Annotated in this window: 16 protein-coding genes; 11 read left to right on the top strand and 5 right to left on the bottom strand. The window is 38.5% G+C overall.

The window, feature by feature from the left end; genetic code table 11:
- Positions 1-67: 67 nt before the first annotated feature.
- Positions 68-2173 carry a phosphate acetyltransferase gene (gene pta / locus A37Q_RS0110325; protein ID WP_018300198.1) on the bottom strand — a complete coding sequence of 702 codons (2106 nt, stop codon included), beginning with the start codon at positions 2171-2173 and terminating at the stop codon, positions 68-70.
- A 21-nt stretch (positions 2174-2194) separates the two neighbouring features.
- Positions 2195-3379 (bottom strand): acetate/propionate family kinase, encoded by a 1185-nt coding sequence (locus tag A37Q_RS0110320; protein WP_018300197.1) that lies wholly within the window; start codon positions 3377-3379, stop codon positions 2195-2197.
- 230 nt (positions 3380-3609) lie between these two features.
- Between A37Q_RS0110320 and hypA the strand changes: the two genes are divergently transcribed.
- Genes hypA through A37Q_RS0110265 form a run of 11 tightly spaced genes read left to right on the top strand, consistent with a single transcriptional unit; the run spans position 3610 to position 14303 of the window.
- Entirely contained in the window at positions 3610-3951 is a 342-nt protein-coding gene (gene hypA / locus A37Q_RS0110315; RefSeq protein WP_018300196.1) for a hydrogenase maturation nickel metallochaperone HypA, read from the top strand.
- Positions 3952-4680, top strand: coding sequence for a hydrogenase nickel incorporation protein HypB (gene hypB, locus A37Q_RS15270; RefSeq protein ID WP_018300195.1), 729 nt, complete (start codon positions 3952-3954; stop codon positions 4678-4680).
- The gene (hypF, locus tag A37Q_RS0110305; protein ID WP_018300194.1) at positions 4667-6919 is read left to right on the top strand and encodes a carbamoyltransferase HypF; all 2253 of its coding nucleotides are present in this window, start codon (positions 4667-4669) and stop codon (positions 6917-6919) included. The genes hypB and hypF overlap by 14 nt, the downstream gene beginning before the upstream one ends.
- Positions 6910-7137 (top strand): HypC/HybG/HupF family hydrogenase formation chaperone, encoded by a 228-nt coding sequence (locus A37Q_RS0110300; RefSeq protein WP_018300193.1) that lies wholly within the window; start codon positions 6910-6912, stop codon positions 7135-7137. The genes hypF and A37Q_RS0110300 overlap by 10 nt, the downstream gene beginning before the upstream one ends.
- Entirely contained in the window at positions 7137-8240 is a 1104-nt protein-coding gene (gene hypD, locus A37Q_RS0110295) for a hydrogenase formation protein HypD (protein WP_018300192.1), read from the top strand. Before A37Q_RS0110300 ends, hypD begins: the two co-directional genes overlap by 1 nt.
- A gap of 3 nt (positions 8241-8243) precedes the next feature.
- The gene (gene hypE, locus A37Q_RS0110290) at positions 8244-9272 is read left to right on the top strand and encodes a hydrogenase expression/formation protein HypE (protein WP_018300191.1); all 1029 of its coding nucleotides are present in this window, start codon (positions 8244-8246) and stop codon (positions 9270-9272) included.
- A 9-nt stretch (positions 9273-9281) separates the two neighbouring features.
- Positions 9282-10391: a 4Fe-4S dicluster domain-containing protein gene (locus A37Q_RS0110285; protein WP_018300190.1), complete on the top strand. Its 1110-nt coding sequence runs from the start codon at positions 9282-9284 to the stop codon at positions 10389-10391.
- Positions 10388-11239 (top strand): FAD/NAD(P)-binding protein, encoded by an 852-nt coding sequence (locus A37Q_RS0110280; RefSeq protein WP_018300189.1) that lies wholly within the window; start codon positions 10388-10390, stop codon positions 11237-11239. Before A37Q_RS0110285 ends, A37Q_RS0110280 begins: the two co-directional genes overlap by 4 nt.
- Position 11240: 1 nt before the next feature.
- The gene (locus A37Q_RS0110275) at positions 11241-12053 is read left to right on the top strand and encodes an NADH-quinone oxidoreductase subunit B family protein (protein WP_018300188.1); all 813 of its coding nucleotides are present in this window, start codon (positions 11241-11243) and stop codon (positions 12051-12053) included.
- Positions 12050-13357, top strand: a complete 1308-nt coding sequence (locus A37Q_RS0110270) for a Ni/Fe hydrogenase subunit alpha (RefSeq protein WP_018300187.1) — start codon at positions 12050-12052, stop codon at positions 13355-13357. The genes A37Q_RS0110275 and A37Q_RS0110270 overlap by 4 nt, the downstream gene beginning before the upstream one ends.
- A 1-nt stretch (position 13358) precedes the next feature.
- Positions 13359-14303 carry a HoxN/HupN/NixA family nickel/cobalt transporter gene (locus tag A37Q_RS0110265; protein ID WP_018300186.1) on the top strand — a complete coding sequence of 315 codons (945 nt, stop codon included), beginning with the start codon at positions 13359-13361 and terminating at the stop codon, positions 14301-14303.
- Here the strand turns inward: A37Q_RS0110265 and A37Q_RS16615 are convergent.
- The 3 genes from A37Q_RS16615 to A37Q_RS0110250 are packed head-to-tail and all read right to left on the bottom strand — an operon-like array spanning position 14218 to position 18647.
- Positions 14218-14751 (bottom strand): transporter suffix domain-containing protein, encoded by a 534-nt coding sequence (locus A37Q_RS16615; protein ID WP_154648676.1) that lies wholly within the window; start codon positions 14749-14751, stop codon positions 14218-14220. The two genes, A37Q_RS0110265 and A37Q_RS16615, sit on opposite strands and share 86 nt — an antisense overlap.
- The gene (locus A37Q_RS0110255; RefSeq protein ID WP_018300185.1) at positions 14720-15676 is read right to left on the bottom strand and encodes a glycyl-radical enzyme activating protein; all 957 of its coding nucleotides are present in this window, start codon (positions 15674-15676) and stop codon (positions 14720-14722) included. The genes A37Q_RS16615 and A37Q_RS0110255 overlap by 32 nt, the downstream gene beginning before the upstream one ends.
- Positions 15669-18647, bottom strand: a complete 2979-nt coding sequence (locus A37Q_RS0110250; RefSeq protein WP_018300184.1) for a pyruvate formate lyase family protein — start codon at positions 18645-18647, stop codon at positions 15669-15671. The genes A37Q_RS0110255 and A37Q_RS0110250 overlap by 8 nt, the downstream gene beginning before the upstream one ends.
- Positions 18648-18685 lie beyond the last annotated feature (38 nt).

The following is an 18685-nucleotide window of genomic DNA, read 5'->3' as shown; positions in this document are numbered from 1 at the left end:
ATTGTAACATATGTTCAGTACATATGAAGCATTTTGCGCTGTTTTGTTTAAAAATGACCTGCTTCAGCTAATGATGTGCGCTTTGAGATTGAATGGCTGTAATTGCAATTGTGTAGATAATATCATCTACAGTTGTGCCACGAGATAGATCATTAACAGGCTTATTTAAACCCTGTAGAACTGGGCCAATGCTAAGTGCGTTGGCGCTTCTTTGCACAGCCTTATAGGTTGTGTTTCCTGTGTTGAGATCGGGAAATATAATGACATTTGCTTTCCCTGCAACAGGACTATTAGGTGCTTTTTGTTTGCCAACCTCTAAAACAGTAGCTGCATCGTATTGTAATGGGCCATCGATAACTAAATCAGGCATTTTATGCTTTACAAGTGCGGTGGCCTCTTTTACTTTTTCAACATCTATACCCGAGGCTGAGCTGCCTGTGCTATAGCTAATCATAGCAACTTTCGGTGTGATCCCAAATGCTTGGGCAGTATGTGCACTTTGTATCGCTATTTCAGCCAGTTCGCTCACATCGGGGTCAGGGTTTACCGCGCAGTCACCATAGATAAGAACTTGCTCCTCAAGACACATAAAAAACACAGAAGATACAAGTTTACATTCAGGTTTTGTTTTAATCAGCTTAAATGCTGGAGAGATGGTTTTGGCAGTGGTATTTAGTGCGCCGGCAACAAGACCATCAACATCTCCTCTAGCAAGCATCATTGTCGCAAGTGTAATACGGTCTTCTAAAACATCATTGGCCATGATTTCATTCATACCTTTGTGCTTACGCAGCTCTACAAGTGGGAAAATATATTGTGATTTGATCACTCTAGGGCTGATAATGGTAATATCTGAAGGAAGGCGGATATCATGTTGCTCAGTTGTTTTATAAATAGCATTAGGTTCTCCAAGTAAGCTGATTTCAGCAATGCCTTGTTGTTGGCAATAGCTTGCTGCCTTTAGAATGCGAGGATCTTCAGCTTCAGGGAGAATAATTCTTTGTCTATGGCTTTGAGCTCTTTTAATTAGATAATGTCTAAATGCAGGGGGAGACATTTTTTTATTGGTCGTTTGTTTTAAACAAAGCTCAATAGGCTCCACTTGAATTTGTTTAGCAATGGAGTGTTTTAGATTTTGTAGCCTTATTTGATCATCTTCAGGGATGCCACTGTAATCAATGGTTGCGAGCTTTAAAATGGTAGAAATGCTTTTGTGATTTGTCGCCAAAATTGGCAGGTTGCAATTTTTCATATTATCAAGGCAAAATTGTATGACTTGATCATTTGCCATCTGTTGATAAGCAGTCAATATCAACGCAGAAATTTGCATGCCTTTTTGGGCTGCTAAAGTAGTTGCGATTATAATATCACTTCTATCTGCCGCTGTAACAATCATCACGCCTGGCTTTATCTCATCTAACACATTATCAATGGTTCTAGAGCACATGCTGGCAGTTTTAACCCGAGCGCTAAGTGTATTGTTATTTCCTGATAAAACATTAAGCTTCAGTGTGTTCTGAATATCACAAACTCGTGGATAAGTTAAATCTTCCTGCCAGAAGGTACAACCTAAAAGCATAAGCTTGTTACTTTGAAATAGTGCCAGCTTTTCAATGTCTTTTACTGTTATACTGGCTTTAGGAAAGTTCGCGCTATCATCATCAATTAAACTAAATGTACTATTTCCTTCAGCGTCAACAGGCGCATTTAATTTAGTAATAATAGCACCAATGATATTGTCTTTATCAATGCCTTGTATGGAGAGAGAAAGCTGTGTTTCTATATCATTGGATTCTTTATTTCCATGACGTGCAATCAAAATAACCTTAGCGCCAAGGGCGCGTATTAAGGTTAGATTAAACTCTTTAATAAACTCATTTAACCAGAGAAATGGGTTATTAGGTTTATGCTTAATAAAAACCCCTGTAATAAGCACAAAGTCAGCTTTTTCTGACAGGGCTTCATACTGATTTAACATTAATTCAAAAAAGGCTTTTTCATTATTGTTTTGAAAATAGCTTTCAATTTCTGTTGCTGTACAGTTACTGTCATTTAACGGGTTGAAAAGTGCAACTTTATATCCTCTCTCCATAAGCGCATATTGAAGCCCATGCTTTAATGAGAATAAGCCAACTCCTTGGCCTGTTGGTAAAAGTACAATTGGAACTGCCATTATGATATTCCTTTATGTTATCTAATTAATAATAGGGTGTATTAGACGGTAACAGTCTTGAGCAATATACAGCTCTTCATCGGTCGGGACAATCCAAATAGGATGAGTGCTTTTTTGATGACTAATTCTGCATATCTGCTGCTTTGAAGAGGTGTTGAGATCTGAGTCGATATAAAAACCAAGATTATTCAGTGTGCGGGTAACTTTTTCTCTGACCAGAATACTATTCTCGCCGATGCCACCTGTGAAAATAAGCCCATCAAGTTTAGTAAAATACAGCATGTAACTTGCAATATATTTTGCCAAGCGGTGACAAAAAATCTCAAACGCCTCTAGTGCATTTTTGTTTTGCGCAGCAATCTCCTTTTCAATATCACGCATATCACTAAAACCGCATAGTCCTAATAGTCCACTTTGACGGTTTAACAGAGAATTAATGTCGCTTAACTCAAGCCCACACTCGCTTTGTAAATACGCAAATACCCCAGGATCAATACTGCCAGATCGCGTTCCCATCACCAAGCCATCAAGTGGCGTTAGTCCCATGGAAGTATCAATGCTCTTGCCATCTTTTATGGCGGTAACACTACAACCATTTCCTAAATGCGCACTAATATAATTGCCATATTTAAGATCAAGTTTGGAGGAGAGTTTTTGACTCACATAAGCATGACTAATTCCATGAAAGCCATATTTTCGCACATGTTTTTGCTGATAGAGCTTGCTCGGAATGGCATATCTATGCACACTTGGTGGAATACTTTGGTGAAAAGCAGTATCAAATGAAGCGCTTTGTGGGATATGAGGCAAATGCTGACGTGCAGTTTCAATTCCTTCGAGATTAGCAAAATTATGAAGTGGAGCCAAAGGTGTTATTCTTTTGATTTTTTCAATTGCATCATCATTGATTAAAGTCGCATCACTAAAATAGCTTCCACCGTGTACAACTCGATGACCAATGCCGATAATGCTATCAGATAAGCCTAGCGTATCAATGTGATGTATAATTTTTTGAATTGCTAACTGATAGTCAAGCTGTGGATAGTGATATTGATCTACCTTGGTTTGATAAGAGAACGTCAAAGTGCACTTATCTGTCGACATTTTATCCGCAATGCCACTTAACAGCATCTCTTTTTTTTGAATATTGATAAGAGAGAACTTTATTGAAGAGCTGCCACAATTAAAGGTAAGTATAGATTGCATCATAAGCCTTATATTTGCGATTACACAAAGCTTTTTGTCATCGTGACATCTATGTGTATCAAATCAACGATATCAACAGAATACACATAAATACCGCTAATGTAATTACGATAGCCTCAAAAGTTTGATGTAGATCAATAGATGGTGATTCTTATCAAAGAAGCATTATTTTTGACAGCAGGAGTTATGTTAATCTAATCATATGATTTAAAACTAAGCGCTTATTGTATATGCATGAGTTTTCACTTTGTCAGGGAATCATTGACATCCTTAATAAAGAGGAAGTACTGACAGATGCTACAGCTGTTAGCAAAATTAATCTTTCTATTGGTAAGCTTTCGGGGGTGGATATTGAGTCTTTAAAATTTTGGTTCCCCGTTGCAGCCAAAAACACACCGCTAGAAAGTGCGGAGTTATTAGTGAGTGAAGAGCCTGCTAAAGCAAAGTGTGAAAGCTGTGAGATATGCTATGAAATAGAACAATATTATAGCGCCTGTCCGCTTTGTGGAAGCTATGAAAAGCATATTCTTTCTGGTCAAGAAATGTTAGTTAAAAATGTGGAGGTAGAGTAGATGTGTGGAACATGTGGTTGTCAAGATGCGGCAAATCATGCACATAAGCACGAGCATACAGATAAAACAATTGCCCTGGAAAAAGAAATTATGCAGGTCAATGATGATTATGCTGGAAAGAACAGGCAAGTATTAAAGCAAAAAAATGCCACAGCCATTAACTTTGTTTCAAGTCCGGGTTCAGGAAAAACCTCACTTTTAGAGGCAAGTATTAAAAGACTGATTCACCGCTATAGCATTAAGGTTATTGAGGGAGATCAGCAAACGCAGTTGGATGCTGAGCGTATTCGAAGGGCAGGTGCCGATGCCTATCAGATTAATACCGGCAAAGCTTGTCATTTAGATGCGCATATGATCGGTCATGCATTTGAACACTTGGATATTCAGCAAGATAGTTTTGTTTTTATTGAAAATGTAGGAAATCTTATCTGTCCGGCGATGTTTGACTTAGGTGAGGCCCACCGTGTGGCATTGATATCAACCACAGAAGGGGCCGACAAACCACTTAAGTATCCTGATATGTTTTATCACTCTGATATCGTGGTGATTAACAAGGTGGATTTGCTGCCATATGTGGATTTTGATATGAAATCTTGTATTAAAAACATCAAGAAAATTCGCCCAAATGCGACAATATTTGAGCTGTCTGTTAAAGATGGCTTTGGCATGAGTGAATGGTGTGAGTGGCTGATTAGTACACTAAAAGTGAAAGAGAATGCAGAGGCTTAGCATTCGGGTCAATGGCATTGTTCAAGGGGTTGGTTTTCGCCCTTTTGTTTATATGCTAGCACAACAGCATCATCTATCCGGTCGTGTGCAAAATACTCCAGATGGTGTTGATATTATCGTTTCAGGCATGAACACAGATACCTTTATTAATGATGTGAAAACAAAATTGCCGCCACTTGCTAAAATTGAAAAAATGGACATTTATGCGCTAGATAGCCGAGCACAGATAGAGGAAGGCTTTTTTATTGTAGAGACAAAATCAGGAAGCTCCTCTACTAAAATTCCAGCGGATGTTGCCATTTGTGAAGCTTGTTTAGATGAACTATTTGATCCATCAAGTAGATATCATCTATACCCTTTTATTAGCTGTACACACTGTGGGCCAAGGTATTCAATTGTTGAAAACTTGCCTTATGACCGAGAGCAAACGACCTTATCAGTGTTTCCCTTATGTGAAAAATGCAAGGCAGATTATAAAGATCCATCAAATAGAAGATATCATGCGGAAAGTACAGCTTGTAATGCATGCGGACCTTCTATAAGTAAGGATTTGCCTTTAGTTGTTAAACAAATTAGAGAAGGGAGCACGGTTGCACTAAAGGGTAATGGAGGCTTTCGATTTGTGCTTGATGCAAAAAATGCAGCAGCTATTTTGCAGCTTCGTAGTAACAAAAGAAGACCTGATAAACCATTTGCCTTAATGGTATTAAATGCAAAAAGTGCAAAGCAATATGTCAGTATGACTGATAAAGAGCATGAGATATTAACTTCTCGAGCACGCCCCATTGTGCTAATGGATAAAAAAAAGAATCACTTGCCTGATGCGATTGCACCCTCTTTAAACCAGTTAGGTATAATGCTTCCACAAACGCCACTTGATTATCTACTATTTTATTATTTGCTTGGAAAGCCACAAGCAAAAGAGTGGCTAGATGAGGAAAATGAGGTGGTTTTAATTGTTACCAGTGCTAATCTCTCTGGTGAAAGCATTATTGCAAAAAATGAAAAAGCGCTAAAAAGCCTTCATTCTATCTGTGATGATATCGTGACAGATACGCGTGAAATTGCAATGAAGTCAGATGATTCAGTGGTGATGTGCTTAGATAACAAAATGCATTTCATTCGTCGCTCGAAAGCCTATGCGCCAAATACTATTCCCTTATCTGAATCACTGTCAAGTGTTGTGGCTTTGGGGGCGGAATTAAAAAATACACTGTGCTTTATTAAAGGCTCGGAAGCCTATGTTTCTCAGTATATAGGTGATATGCAAAGTAGTGCGAATGTTGATTATTTTTGTGAAGTTTTTTCACATTATCAAAAATTGTTTGGCGTGAAATACGAAGCAGTTGCTTGTGATTTACACCCTGATTTTTTTACCACTGAATTTGCCGAAAATTTAAATTTGCCGTTATATCGTGTGCAACATCATCAGGCGCATGCCTTTTCAGTGATTGCTGAGCATAACGTACAAGGGAAAACCCTTGCCGTTATTTTAGATGGTTATGGATATGATTCTGATGAGATAGCACGTGGAGGAGAGCTTTTTATTTGTGATACTCAAAGTCTTAATATGCAACGAATCGGTGAATTTTTGCCTATGATTTATGCATCGGGTGATAAAGTGCAAAAAGAGCCTTGGCGTATGGCAATAAGTGTGTGTGAAACATTTGATATGCCTGTTCCAGCACATTTAAAAGCATTTAAGCAAGCAGATGATTATCAAAAGCTCTTAAAAGTGGGAACGCTAAATAATTTGACAACAAGTGCAGGGAGGGTTTTTGATGGGGTAAGTAGTCTTTTAGATATCTGTCATCAAAATACCTATGAAGCTCAAGCGGCAATGTTATTGCAAGCAAAGGCATCAAATTATAACGATAAAGTAGATGGGGTTAAAATCAATTCGAAAAATCAACTAGATTGCAAAGCGTTAGTGGAGAGGGTTTGTCAGTTGGGCAAGGATAATAGTCATAAGGCAAGTAGCATTTTCCATAGCGGGCTATCCCAAGGACTTGTCAAGTGGATTAAACAATCATCAGAGAAGTACAGTGTCAATCAGGTTGTTTTAAATGGTGGCTGTTTTCAAAATAGGTTACTGCTACAACTGGTATGTGATCAGTTGAAAAAAACAAAGATAAAAGTATATCTTCCGAATCAATTGCCATTTAACGATGGTGGTATCAGTTTAGGTCAGGCTTGGTATGCAGCAAAAAAATATCAAAGAGGTGAGTTATGTGTTTAGCGATTCCAGCAGAGGTGCTTGAGCTTTTGCCTGATGAAAAGGCTCTGGTGAGTATTGGTGGTGTTAAAAAAGAAATTTCATTATCACTTTTATCTGAGCGTGTTGAGGTTAATGACTTTGTGGTTATTCATGTTGGCTTTGCTATCGGAAAGTTAGATGAAAAAGAGGCAAGAAAAACACTGAATGATTTCAATACAATGTTAAAAGAGGATAACTAATGCAATATATCCAAGCCTTTAGACAACCAGAGGTTGCGCGTAAGTTCATAGAGCGTATTAACCTAAAAGTAAAAGAGAATAAAAGCTATCGTTTGATGGAGTTTTGTGGCGGGCATACCCATGCGATTTATCGATACGGGATTTTAAATTTGTTACCCAAAAACATTAAAATGATTCATGGCCCGGGTTGTCCTGTTTGTGTTTTGCCTATTGCAAGAGTGGATCAAGCCATTTTTCTTGCAGAGCAAAAGGATGTTATTTTTTGCAGTTATGCTGATATGTTAAGAGTGCCAGGATCGCACCAAGACAGCTTAATTAAAGCCAAGGCACGAGGCGCTGATGTCCGTATGGTGTACTCAATAGATGATGCACTAAAATTAGCACAAAAATACCCACAAAAAGAAGTCATTTTTTTTGCAATAGGTTTTGAAACCACAACGCCACCAACAGCCTGTGCGCTTAATTATGCAAAATCACACCAGTTGAATAATTTCTCTATCTTTTGTAATCATGTCCTTACGCCTGTGGCAATGGAGGGGATTTTGTCAGGAGATGAGGTTGAAATTGATGGGTTTGTTGGACCTTCTCATGTTAGCATTATTATTGGCAGTAACGCATATAAAAAAGTTGCTGATTGTTATCACAAGCCAATTGTTATCTCAGGCTTTGAGCCACTTGATGTGCTTCAGTCGATTGAAATGTTAGTTGATATGATCAATCAAAATGAAACAGGCATCCAAAATCAATATACCAGAGCAGTCAGTGAAAGTGGGAACCAAAAAGCACAAGCGCTTGTTAGTAGCAGTTTGGAGTTAAGAGATACCTTTGAATGGCGTGGTCTTGGGTTCATTGAAAAAAGTGCGCTTAAGATTAATACAGAGTATGGCGCATATGATGCTGAAGAGAAATTTAGTATTCCTGAAGTGAAGGGATTAGAGCATATCTCTTGTGCTTGTCCTGAGATATTGCGTGGCATCAAAACACCTGCTGATTGTAAGCTTTTTGGTATTGCCTGTACGCCAGAGCAGCCTATGGGAGCTTGTATGGTTTCATCTGAAGGTGCGTGTGCTGCACATTATCAATATCAATTTGAAGGGGCGTAAAATATGGCAGTAAAACTGAATTTTAATAGCGCACTGGTTGATTTGAGCATGGGCGCGGGTGGAAAGGCTATGAATCGCTTAATTGATCAATTAATGCGAAAAGCATTTGCCAATGAATACTTAGCACAAAATGAAGATCAGGCAATTTTACCAAAGCTAAATGGTAAGCTTGCTTTTACAACAGATAGTTTTGTTGTTTCACCATATTTTTTCCCAGGGGGTGATATTGGCTCTTTAGCTGTGTATGGAACAGTGAATGATCTATGCATGAGTGGTGCCAAGGCACTTTATATCTCTGTAGGGTTCATTCTTGAAGAAGGGTTACCGTTAAAAGATTTAAAGAAGATAGTCTATTCAATGGCAGATGCCGCAAAAACCGCAGGTGTAAAGATTGTCACTGGAGATACAAAAGTGGTTGAAAAAGGTAAAGGCGATGGCATTTTTATTAACACTTCAGGGGTGGGTGTTATTGATCAAAATGCCAGTGTATCACACCAAAAAGTGCAAGGAGGCGACAAGATAATCATCAATGGTAATATCGCTGAGCACGGGGTTGCTGTTATGTCAAAACGTGCAAATTTAGATTTCATGACAGATGTAGTAAGTGATGCGATAGCACTTAACGGATTGGTTGAGCATTTGTTGTCACAAAACCTTAATATTAAAATGATGCGTGATCCAACAAGAGGGGGAATTGCAGCAACGCTGAATGAATGGGCAGATAAATATCATTGCTCAATTGTTGTAGACGAAGCGACGCTTCCTATTTCACAAGAAGTAGAGTCAGCCTGTGAGTTATTAGGACTGGACCCTTTGTTTATTGCAAATGAAGGCAAGCTTCTTATCGTTTGTAGTAATGAAGACAGTCAATCTATATTAGCGCATTTACGCAAACATCCACTCGGTGGAAATGCACAAATTATTGCTGAAATAAGTGATACAAAGACGCAAGGCGTACAAATGAAAACAGCTTTTGGTGGTATGCGAAGGGTTGATTGGTTAACAGGTGAACAATTGCCAAGAATATGCTAGGAGAAAACAATGAGTCAATATTATTTTTTAGAACATGAACGCTTGGATGATTTAATTTATTATCTGAGGGGAAAAGGTTACCATATTAAGGCACCTGTTGTTGAGGAAGACAATATTGTTTATGGAGACTTAAATAGTGCTAAAGATCTTCCTTGGGGATATATTGATTCTCAGGAGCCTGCGCATTATTTAACTTTGAAAACTGATAAAAAAATGGCTTTTGGTTGGACTTTGCCTGTCCAATCCATCAAGCCTATGCTATTTGAAGAAAAAGAAGTTCTTTGGAAGGTTAAGCGTAATACAGAAGGTAAACTTGTTTTTGAAGCACAAAAAAATGAGAAGTCATATGCAATTTTAGGTGTGCGCCCTTGTGATTTAAGAGCAATTGAAATTCAAGATCGTGTTTTTATTGAAAATGCTTATCAGGATGTACGTTATAAAGCAAGAAGGGAGCGGTTATTTATCATTGCCGCAAATTGCACTAGTTCACATCACAACTGTTTTTGCTGTAGTCTAGGTGATGGGCCTTATGCAGATAGTGGGTTTGATTTGGCGATGACTGAAATTGACAATGGGTTTGTCCTAACTTCAGGCAGTGATAACGGGCGAATTTGTATTCAATCATTGCAGCTTCAGCCAGCAAGTGCAACACAAACACAAAAGGCGCTAAGTGCAATAGAAAAAGTATCTGAATATCAGGAAAAAACCATTCCCGATGTGAAAACAGTTGAAAAAGTCTTGTTTGAGTCACATGATCATAAACGCTGGGAAGAGGTTGCTGAGCGCTGTTTATCTTGTGGTAGCTGTACTCAAGCATGTCCGACATGCTTCTGTCATACAGAAAAAGAAAATCCAAGTTTAAATGGAGATGAGAGTGAGCATATACGAGAGTGGGACTCTTGTTTTGGTCTTGATCACAGCTATACACATGGTGAGCTATATCGTGCTGAGCCAAAATATCGTTATCGTCAATGGCTGACACATAAGTTTTCAACTTGGCGCGATCAATTTCGTACAAAAGGCTGTGTGGGTTGTGGCCGTTGTATTACATGGTGCCCTGTGAAAATTGATGTAACAGAAGAAATCAATGCGATTTGCCATAAAGGAGATGCTTTATGATATATCCTGAAGATGCTTATTTACCCTATGAAGCAGAGATTGTTGAGTTTATCCAAGATGCGCCAGATATTTTCACTTTAAGGTGCTCACTTGTAGATAAAAATTTGCGTCAACAATATCGTTTCGAACCTGGGCAGTTTAACATGCTTTATCTTTATGGTGTCGGAGAGGTGGCGATTTCTATCGTTAATGATAGAGCGTTTTCAGCAGATATATTTGAACACACAATTCAAGTGGTTGGACGTATCACTAAAGGGATGGCTAAGTTAGAAAAGGGTCAGAAGATTGGTATTCGTGGTCCCTTTGGCAGTATGTGGCCAGTTGATGAGGCAAAAGGTAAGGATGTTGTCATTATGACAGGAGGGCTTGGTAATGCCCCGCTGGTTGCTGCATGTGAAAGAATATTCGCTAATAGAGATGCTTATAATAGAGTCTATGTTGTTCAAGGTATTAAAGAAGCAAAGGGACTGATTTATCAAGATAAGTATACTAGATGGAATAATATTGAGAACACAGAGGTGATTATCACCGCTACAGCTGGTGAAAGCTTTGGTCCTTGGAAGTGGTACCAAGGGTTTGTAACCGAAGCGATTCCCGATTTAGCACTGGATTATGCCAATACAATTGTAATGAGTGTTGGACCTGAAATTATGATGAAAAATGTAGCAAAGTCTTTTATTCAAACAGGTGTGCCTAAGGACAATATTTATATCTCTCTAGAGCGTAGTATGAAATGCGCTATTGGTCATTGTGGTCACTGTCAAATGGGGAAAGAGTTTATATGTAAAGATGGTGCAGTTTATGCCTATCCAATGGTTGAATCATTACTGGAAATTAAAGGAGTGTAAAATGTCACATCATGATAAACTCGCAGCGCTACCTCAAAAGCCGACTTTAGCAGTACATAAGTTTAGCTCATGTGATGGTTGTCAATTAGCCTTTATTAATGATGGCTTGAGGCTGCTAGAGCTCGCAAGCTTAGTCGATATTAAGCACTTTGCAGAAGCAGGTCCTGTTGATGAAAATGCTAAAGTTAATGTGGCGATTATAGAAGGAAGTATTAATACTAAACATGATGTTGAACGCATTCAAAAAATTCGCCAAAATAGTCAATATGTGATTGCAATGGGTGCGTGTGCAACTTCTGGAGGAATTCAAGCCCTACGTAATAATACCATAGAGGCTGAGTTTGAGCTTTGGATGAAAGATGTATATCCAGAGCATACCGATGTAATTCGTAAAAATGAACTTGATACTGCTCAAGCGATTGAAGATTATATTGAAGTTGATTTTGAAGTGCGTGGGTGTCCTGTTAGTAGCGAACAGATGTATCATGCCGTGAGGCAACTCTTATTTAAGGTTGAACCTGAAAAAGTTGTTGATCCTGTGTGTACTTCTTGTAAACACCGTGGAATAAGCTGTGTTATGGTTGCAAAGGGCGAGCCTTGCCTTGGCCCTGTCACTGCAAATGGTTGCGATGCACTTTGTCCATTTATTAATCGAGGTTGTTATGGTTGCTATGGTCCTTCTAAATATGCAAATTTTGCAGCGATGACGAAGAAGTTAAAAGAGCTTGGGTTAAGTGATGAGGAAATTGCACATAAATATCACTTTATTAATAATCAGCAAGCAGGCTTTAAAGAAGCAGGGGATTTGAAATGAGCAGCTCACAGATAAATAAAAAAATTGAAGTGCCAATTCTTGCTCGTGTTGAAGGGGAAGGTGCGCTTGATCTTGAGATTAAAGATGGAAACATTACCAAATGTCATGTCAGAATCTATGAACCTCCAAGGTATTTTGAAAAATTTTTAGAGGGGCGAGAACCAAATGAAATTATTGATGCAGTAGCAAGAATTTGTGGGATTTGTCCAATGGCCTATCAGATGAGTGTGGTTACTTTAATGGAGCGTGCATTTGATGTTGAGGTTACGCCATGGGTACATTCAATGCGAAGAGTAATGTATCTGGCTGAATGGATGGAGTCTCATTATTTACATACACATATTTTGGCTGCGCCAGATTTTTTAAAGTATCACTCTGCTATTGAAATGGCCAAAGATTTCCCAAATGAAGTTAAAAGAGGGGTAAGACTTCAGCATTTGGGAAATGATATTTTAAAACTCTTTGGTGGCAGGTCAGTGCACCCAGGTGCAATTAAAGTAGGCGGTTTTTATCGTGCACCTAAACAATCTGAAATTAATGCATTGATTGTACGTTTAGAAGAGGGGCTTGTTGATGCGGAGAATGTTGTTAAGTGGTTCTCAAAACTGCCTTACCCTGATGTAGAGTTTGAGGGCTTAACTCAAGTAGCGCTAAGTGATCCAACTGATGCTTACCCCGTGATTACAGATCAAGTTGTTACCAGTAGAGGCGAGAGATTTCATATTGATCAGTGGGATGAGTATTTTCATGAATTTCATGCTCCACAGTCAACAGCACTTCATTCAACTAAAGATGGAAAGCCTTATTTAACCTCCCCTTTATCGCGCTTTAATTTGAATTTTGAAAAATTACCGAAAGAAGTGAAACTGCTGGCTGAAAGTACGGGTATTCAATTTCCAAGTAATAATATTTTCCATAGCATACTAGCGCGTTCTATTGAATGCTACTATGCTATTTTTGAGATTTTAAGGATCTTAAGGGACTATCAATATCCTGATAAGCCTTATGTCGATGTGACTTATAAGGCAGGGAAAGCGTGGGGTGCAAGTGAAGCACCACGTGGGATACAAATTGACTATTTTGAATTTGATAGTAAGGGAAGAGCAACTAAAATTCGTATTACGCCTCCTACGGCGCAAAATCTAGCTTGCATGGAAGCTGATTTGCGTCAGTCGTTAAGCAAGTTTGGTCTGGATCGCTCAGATGATGAGCTGCGCCAGCATGCAGAGATGGTTATTCGCAACTATGATCCATGTATCTCCTGTTCAGCGCATTTTCTCACCCTTAACATCAAGCGAAGTTAATATGAAAAGAAGTTACTTTATCAAACTTGCTGCCGTTGTCATGATACTTTGGTGTTTGCTATTAAGCCTATTTGCTAACGAATCAGCCTTATTGGGAATGATTCTTATCGCATTTTTGCTGGGTATTCGACATGGTTTTGATGTTGATCATATCATTGCCATTGACAATGTTACACGCCAATTAATCGATACAAATAAAGCATCACCAAATGTTGGGCTTTTCTTTGCACTTGGCCATTCAAGCATTGTTTTTGCTTTAACCTTACTAATCGTTTTAGGTGTTACGCTTGCCGAATCGATAGGCTCAGGGATGATTGAAACAGGGGCGCTTGTTGGTAGCATTGTTTCGATTGTATTTTTATGGCTAACAGGGGTTTTAAATGCAATTACACTCAGCAAGTTTAAATATAATAAAAGTGCAGGGCACTCTCAATCAGCGCTATTTTTGCTGACTAAGCCGATCTTTAAATTGATTAACAGACCCTTTAAGATGTACTTTGTTGGCTTTTTATTTGGGCTTGGGTTTGATACTGCAACAGAAATTGCCTTATTGTCAATGGCTGCAGTGGGACTTCTATCCGGGGAGAGTATTTGGTTGATCTTGTCATTGCCAGTTGCCTTTGCTAGCGGTATGGTCATTATCGATACACTCGATGCGGCTTTAGTTATGAAGCTTTGGAGTACAGCCAATTACGCCGACACATTTAAAAAGCGGATAAATTTTTGTATTTTGCTCATTGTTACAATTTTCTCTTTTGTAATAGGGTTACTTGAGCTTCTTGATATATTAGAGGTTCAAGTGATGCAATTTTTAGCCAATGGCTTAAATAATTATTCATCTTGGATAGGCGGGTGCTTAGTTATTTTATGCATGGTTGCATTTTTTCTCTATCATAATAGAAGGCGCGCTTTAGTCTATCCCAAAAAAGATGCCCAGATAGAATGAATCCGAGAATCATCATAATATTAAGCGTAATAGTTGCATAGTATAGAAGCGGGCCTTGAGTAATGATAATATCAAATATCATAAACAAGGATTGGAGTGCAAAGTTTGCTAGAATGCTGGAAGCAAATAAAGTGCACCCAAAGTAGTAGCGAGCCTTGCCTACAGGTTTATTATAGTAATGAAACACTTTAGCTTTAATTTTTGTAACAACTTCTTTGCCAGCTAATACAGCACCGAGACAAAACAAAATATCAGGCAAACCAATAATGCATACCAAAGATACAAAAATTTTTAATGTGCTTGGCATTGGGACAAAGGTAAGTAAGATCCCAATTATGGGGAGGGTAAGGGAAAGTACAACCATACAGATGCCTAGTTTGTATTTAACGTGCGCTTGTGTATTTGTGATTTTTCCTTTACATGCTGACAATGTGAATCCCCTTATCATTAAATAGCTTTTGGATATGAGTAAACTTTTCCTCACGGTAGAATTGCCTTGCTTGCTGTGGCAAATCCAGTTTGACACCAAGGTGCTTGGCTTTATCCATCCATAGGGGGTTGTTTTTTAAAATGGCCGCTTTCTTAATACCAACTTGCTGATAAAACTCACATATTTGCATAATGTTTTTATCTGTATCAGTAATATTAGGAATAAGTGGGGTTCTGGTTAAAAGCGTAAAAGAGCCTTTTTTACTTCGCTGATGCAGTTTCTGAATATTTTCTAATATTCGCTCATTAGACTGGCCGCAATAATTGATATGATCCTCTTTATCAACAATTTTCATATCAACATAGACAGTATCTAAATAGGGTAAAATGAGTGTTTCAAAACGCTTGAAATTAAACATGCCACATGTTTCTAACAAGGTGTGTATATTATGTTTCTTCAATGTTTTTAACAGGCTTGAGATAAAGGGCATAAATAAAGTTGCCTCACCACCTGTAATAGTTACACCACCACCTGTATTGTCAAAAAATGGCTGATAAGGCAGTATTTTAGCCATAATATCATCAATACTTAAATTTGCACCAACTGCACTGATGGCTTTTGGTTCACAACTTGAAACACATGCCATGCAAGCTGTGCATTTGGCATGATCAAACAGGATTTTTCCATTGACAAGTGTTAATGCCTTTTCGCTGCAATGTGTAATACAATCACCACAGCCAATGCATTGGCTTTGATCATAGAAAATCTCTTGTTTTACATGCTTGCTTTCTGGGTTTTGACACCAAACACATCGAAGTGGGCAACCTTTAACGAAAATCACTGAGCGAACTCCAGGACCATCATCAAGAGAGTTGCCTTTTATATCAATAATTAACGGCTGATGTTCATGCATTTTAATGTTACAGGGGTTCAGTTTATACACCGTACTCACTCCGTCTAATAATTTCAAGTTGAAGGTCTCGCTGCATTTTGGTGAAATAGCCACAGTAGCCAGATACTCTCACCATTAAATCAGGGTATAGCTCAGGATGAGCCATTGCATCTTTTAGTGTGTCAGTGTCAATCATAATGAGCTGAACCTGCATTCCGCCTTGCTCAAAGTAGGTTTTAACATAGGCTGTGAGTCGGTCAATAATTTCTTCATGTGAATCCTTTTTAGAAGGCGCAATACGCACATTAAATGCAATGTTATTATCTAGCGTTTCAGGCGCAAGTTTAGCAACATCTAGAAGATTATCTAAAATATTTTTTGATGCTTTTGGGTTAGGAGTTAATCCTGGTGTAAATGGTTCACCAGCAAGTCTGCCTGAAGGAGATGCGCCACTGACACGCCCATAGACAGTATGATTATTCATCGTCCAATAGCCCGGTGTATATCTTCCACCTCTGAAATTTTGATGCGAATGAAGAAAATTCGCAATCATTAAAGTTACTTTCTTTGCCATATCGGTTGCTTGCTTATTTCCTGAGCCAAATTTAGGAACGGTGTTTTGAATAATCGCTCGAAGTTTCTCATAGCCAACATAGTTCTGATCGATGGCGTGTTTAAGCTCGCTAAGGCTAACCCTTTTCTCATCAAATACAAGTTGCTTAATGCTAAGTAGAGAATCCACCAGATCAGATAAACCAATTAAACTGACTCCAGAGGTATTATACTTAGCACCACCTCTCATCAGCCCACGTCCTTTTTGAATGCAGCTGTCCAATAATGAAGATAAAAGTGGAGAGGGCATATGACGCTGATTGACAACCCCAAGCTCATTATTGCCTTCTATTGCAATGGTATATAAGAACTCAAACTGTTTAACAAATGCATTATAAAAGTCCTCAAAGTTTGTGAATGTTTCTAGCTCTCCTGTTTCAGGTCCAAGTTTCCAGTTTTGCAGGGGATGAGTTCCATTGTTGAGCGTCATTTCAAATGGCGCCATTAAGTTACTAACGATGCTTCCTGTTGTTGAACAATGCATTCCAGGAATGGTAGGCTCAACACAGCCAGTTGGCGTCCAATTGCGAATGTCTTTGATATCCCAAGTTGGATGGTTAGTGCTTAATGCCCTAAGCATCATGTTATCATTATGAATACAAGGTGTTGCGCAGGTAATATAGTTAACTTCGCAAACACGTTTTAAAAAGGCAAGACTATTGACTTCAGGCATAAATCTCGCATGCATATTGGGGTCATTTAGGCGTAACATCTCGGTGACTTTTAAAATGATATAGGACATATCATTAACAGCATCTTTACCTTTATCATCAACACCACCGACGACAATGCTCGTTGTTGGTGGGGCCCCTGAATTTTGCCAAGAGGCAATTTCAGGTGTGGCAATTTGATGACTTGCTAGGCGAAAGAAAAAATCGCCCAAGATTTCAATGACATATTCGATATAGTTTTGTCTTTCAAGTGCTGTTTTAAGCTTTTGTATATCAGAGATAAAATAAGGCTGTAAAATTTGATCTAGCCGAGCCATGCTTGGGCCGTCATCATGGCTTTCAAGTCCCACAGCTATATGCATAATCCATAAACTTTGCAATGCCTCATCTAGGGTGCGAGCAGGGCGCTGTGGCACATGTGATAATCGATCTGCAATTGTTTGAAGCTCTTTTGCTCTAAGTGGATTACTTGTTTTATTTGCAAGCTTGCTAGCCTCTGATTTTAAATTATCACAGTAAGTAAGAACGCCATCAATGGCAATCCTCATTCCTGTAAGTGTGTTGAAGCCTTCCTGGTCATGCTTGGTTTGTTCAAGTGATTGTGAGATTTCATCTTTAAGTCCATTTAGCCCTTTTGTAACAACTTTTTCGAATCCAACAGACAAAGCGCTATGGGAGAAGGTTTTCCAAAAATATAAAGCGAAATATCGACTGTGAATTTGTGAGGCAAGTGAGTGATTAAATTCTGTTTTCCATAATTGCTCAAGATTGCGACTTGCCCAAAAAGGCATTACATATTTATGCCAAGTTTTAGCATCTTCATCTTTGATATGATAAGCATCAAGCTCACGAAACTGAAGTGTATTAAGCTCCCCCCAGATCTGCCAACCAACAGCATAGGGCTGAGTAATAGTGCCTGAAATAGCATTAGGGGTATAGGTGCCTGCAAGGAAACTGTCCTCTCTAATAACAGGCCGTTTATTTTCCATAAGATAGTTAAAGCTTTGTGCTTTACGTAACACAGGATCCCATACGTTACCATCGACTTGATATTCATAGCCATGTTTAATAAAAAAGTCAGTCAGTAGCTTTCCGTGTTCTATGGTCACTTGGGTTTTTGTATTTAGATATTCTTGGCGAAAACGCATTAGTCTTGGAAAGTCATCAAGTGTGTATTTTGATAAATAAGGCTCACCTAAATATTTAACACCTGAATCCACCTCTTTTGCCTTCAGTCTATGCTGAACACGAGAGTGATGAATGCTTCTATCTGGCATTTGGCTTTCTCTGGCCATTTGTAAGTTTTGCGCTTTATGCTCCGCAATTTGTATTGCAGTGGCTTTTTTCTGATCATCAAGTGTGATAAGGCTCGTTAAGTAGTCATAGTAGTAGTAAAGTGCAGCATTGCCTTCAACACGCATTCTTCCCTTTAATATCATACGATAGACATCATCTTTTTTGGCTTGAGTGTAGCGAATGAAGTCTTTTTCACTTAAGAATACCAAGGTTGCATCAGCTTCAGATATGATTGCAGGTGTGATGCTAATAACGCCGTTTTTGATCTCAATAGTTTGCGCTATATGATGATCTTCACTTGTTAAGACAATCGTTGCATTAATCCAGCCTTGATCTCCTTTTAATGCGTCACATAAGTCAGCATCATTATTAAAGCTATCTGCAATCGTTTGTAGTGTTTCAAAAATACGATCATTAGTGGATAAAGTTGTATTGGTATTCATAGCTTAATCTCCTTGATTATTGGGTTAAAGAATTAGAT

It is taken from the genome of Fangia hongkongensis FSC776 = DSM 21703 (assembly GCF_000379445.1).
In the GTDB taxonomy this organism is placed as follows: domain Bacteria; phylum Pseudomonadota; class Gammaproteobacteria; order Francisellales; family Francisellaceae; genus Fangia; species Fangia hongkongensis.
Note: the sequence above shows the minus strand (reverse complement) of the source record. Positions and strands in the feature narration are given on the sequence as shown.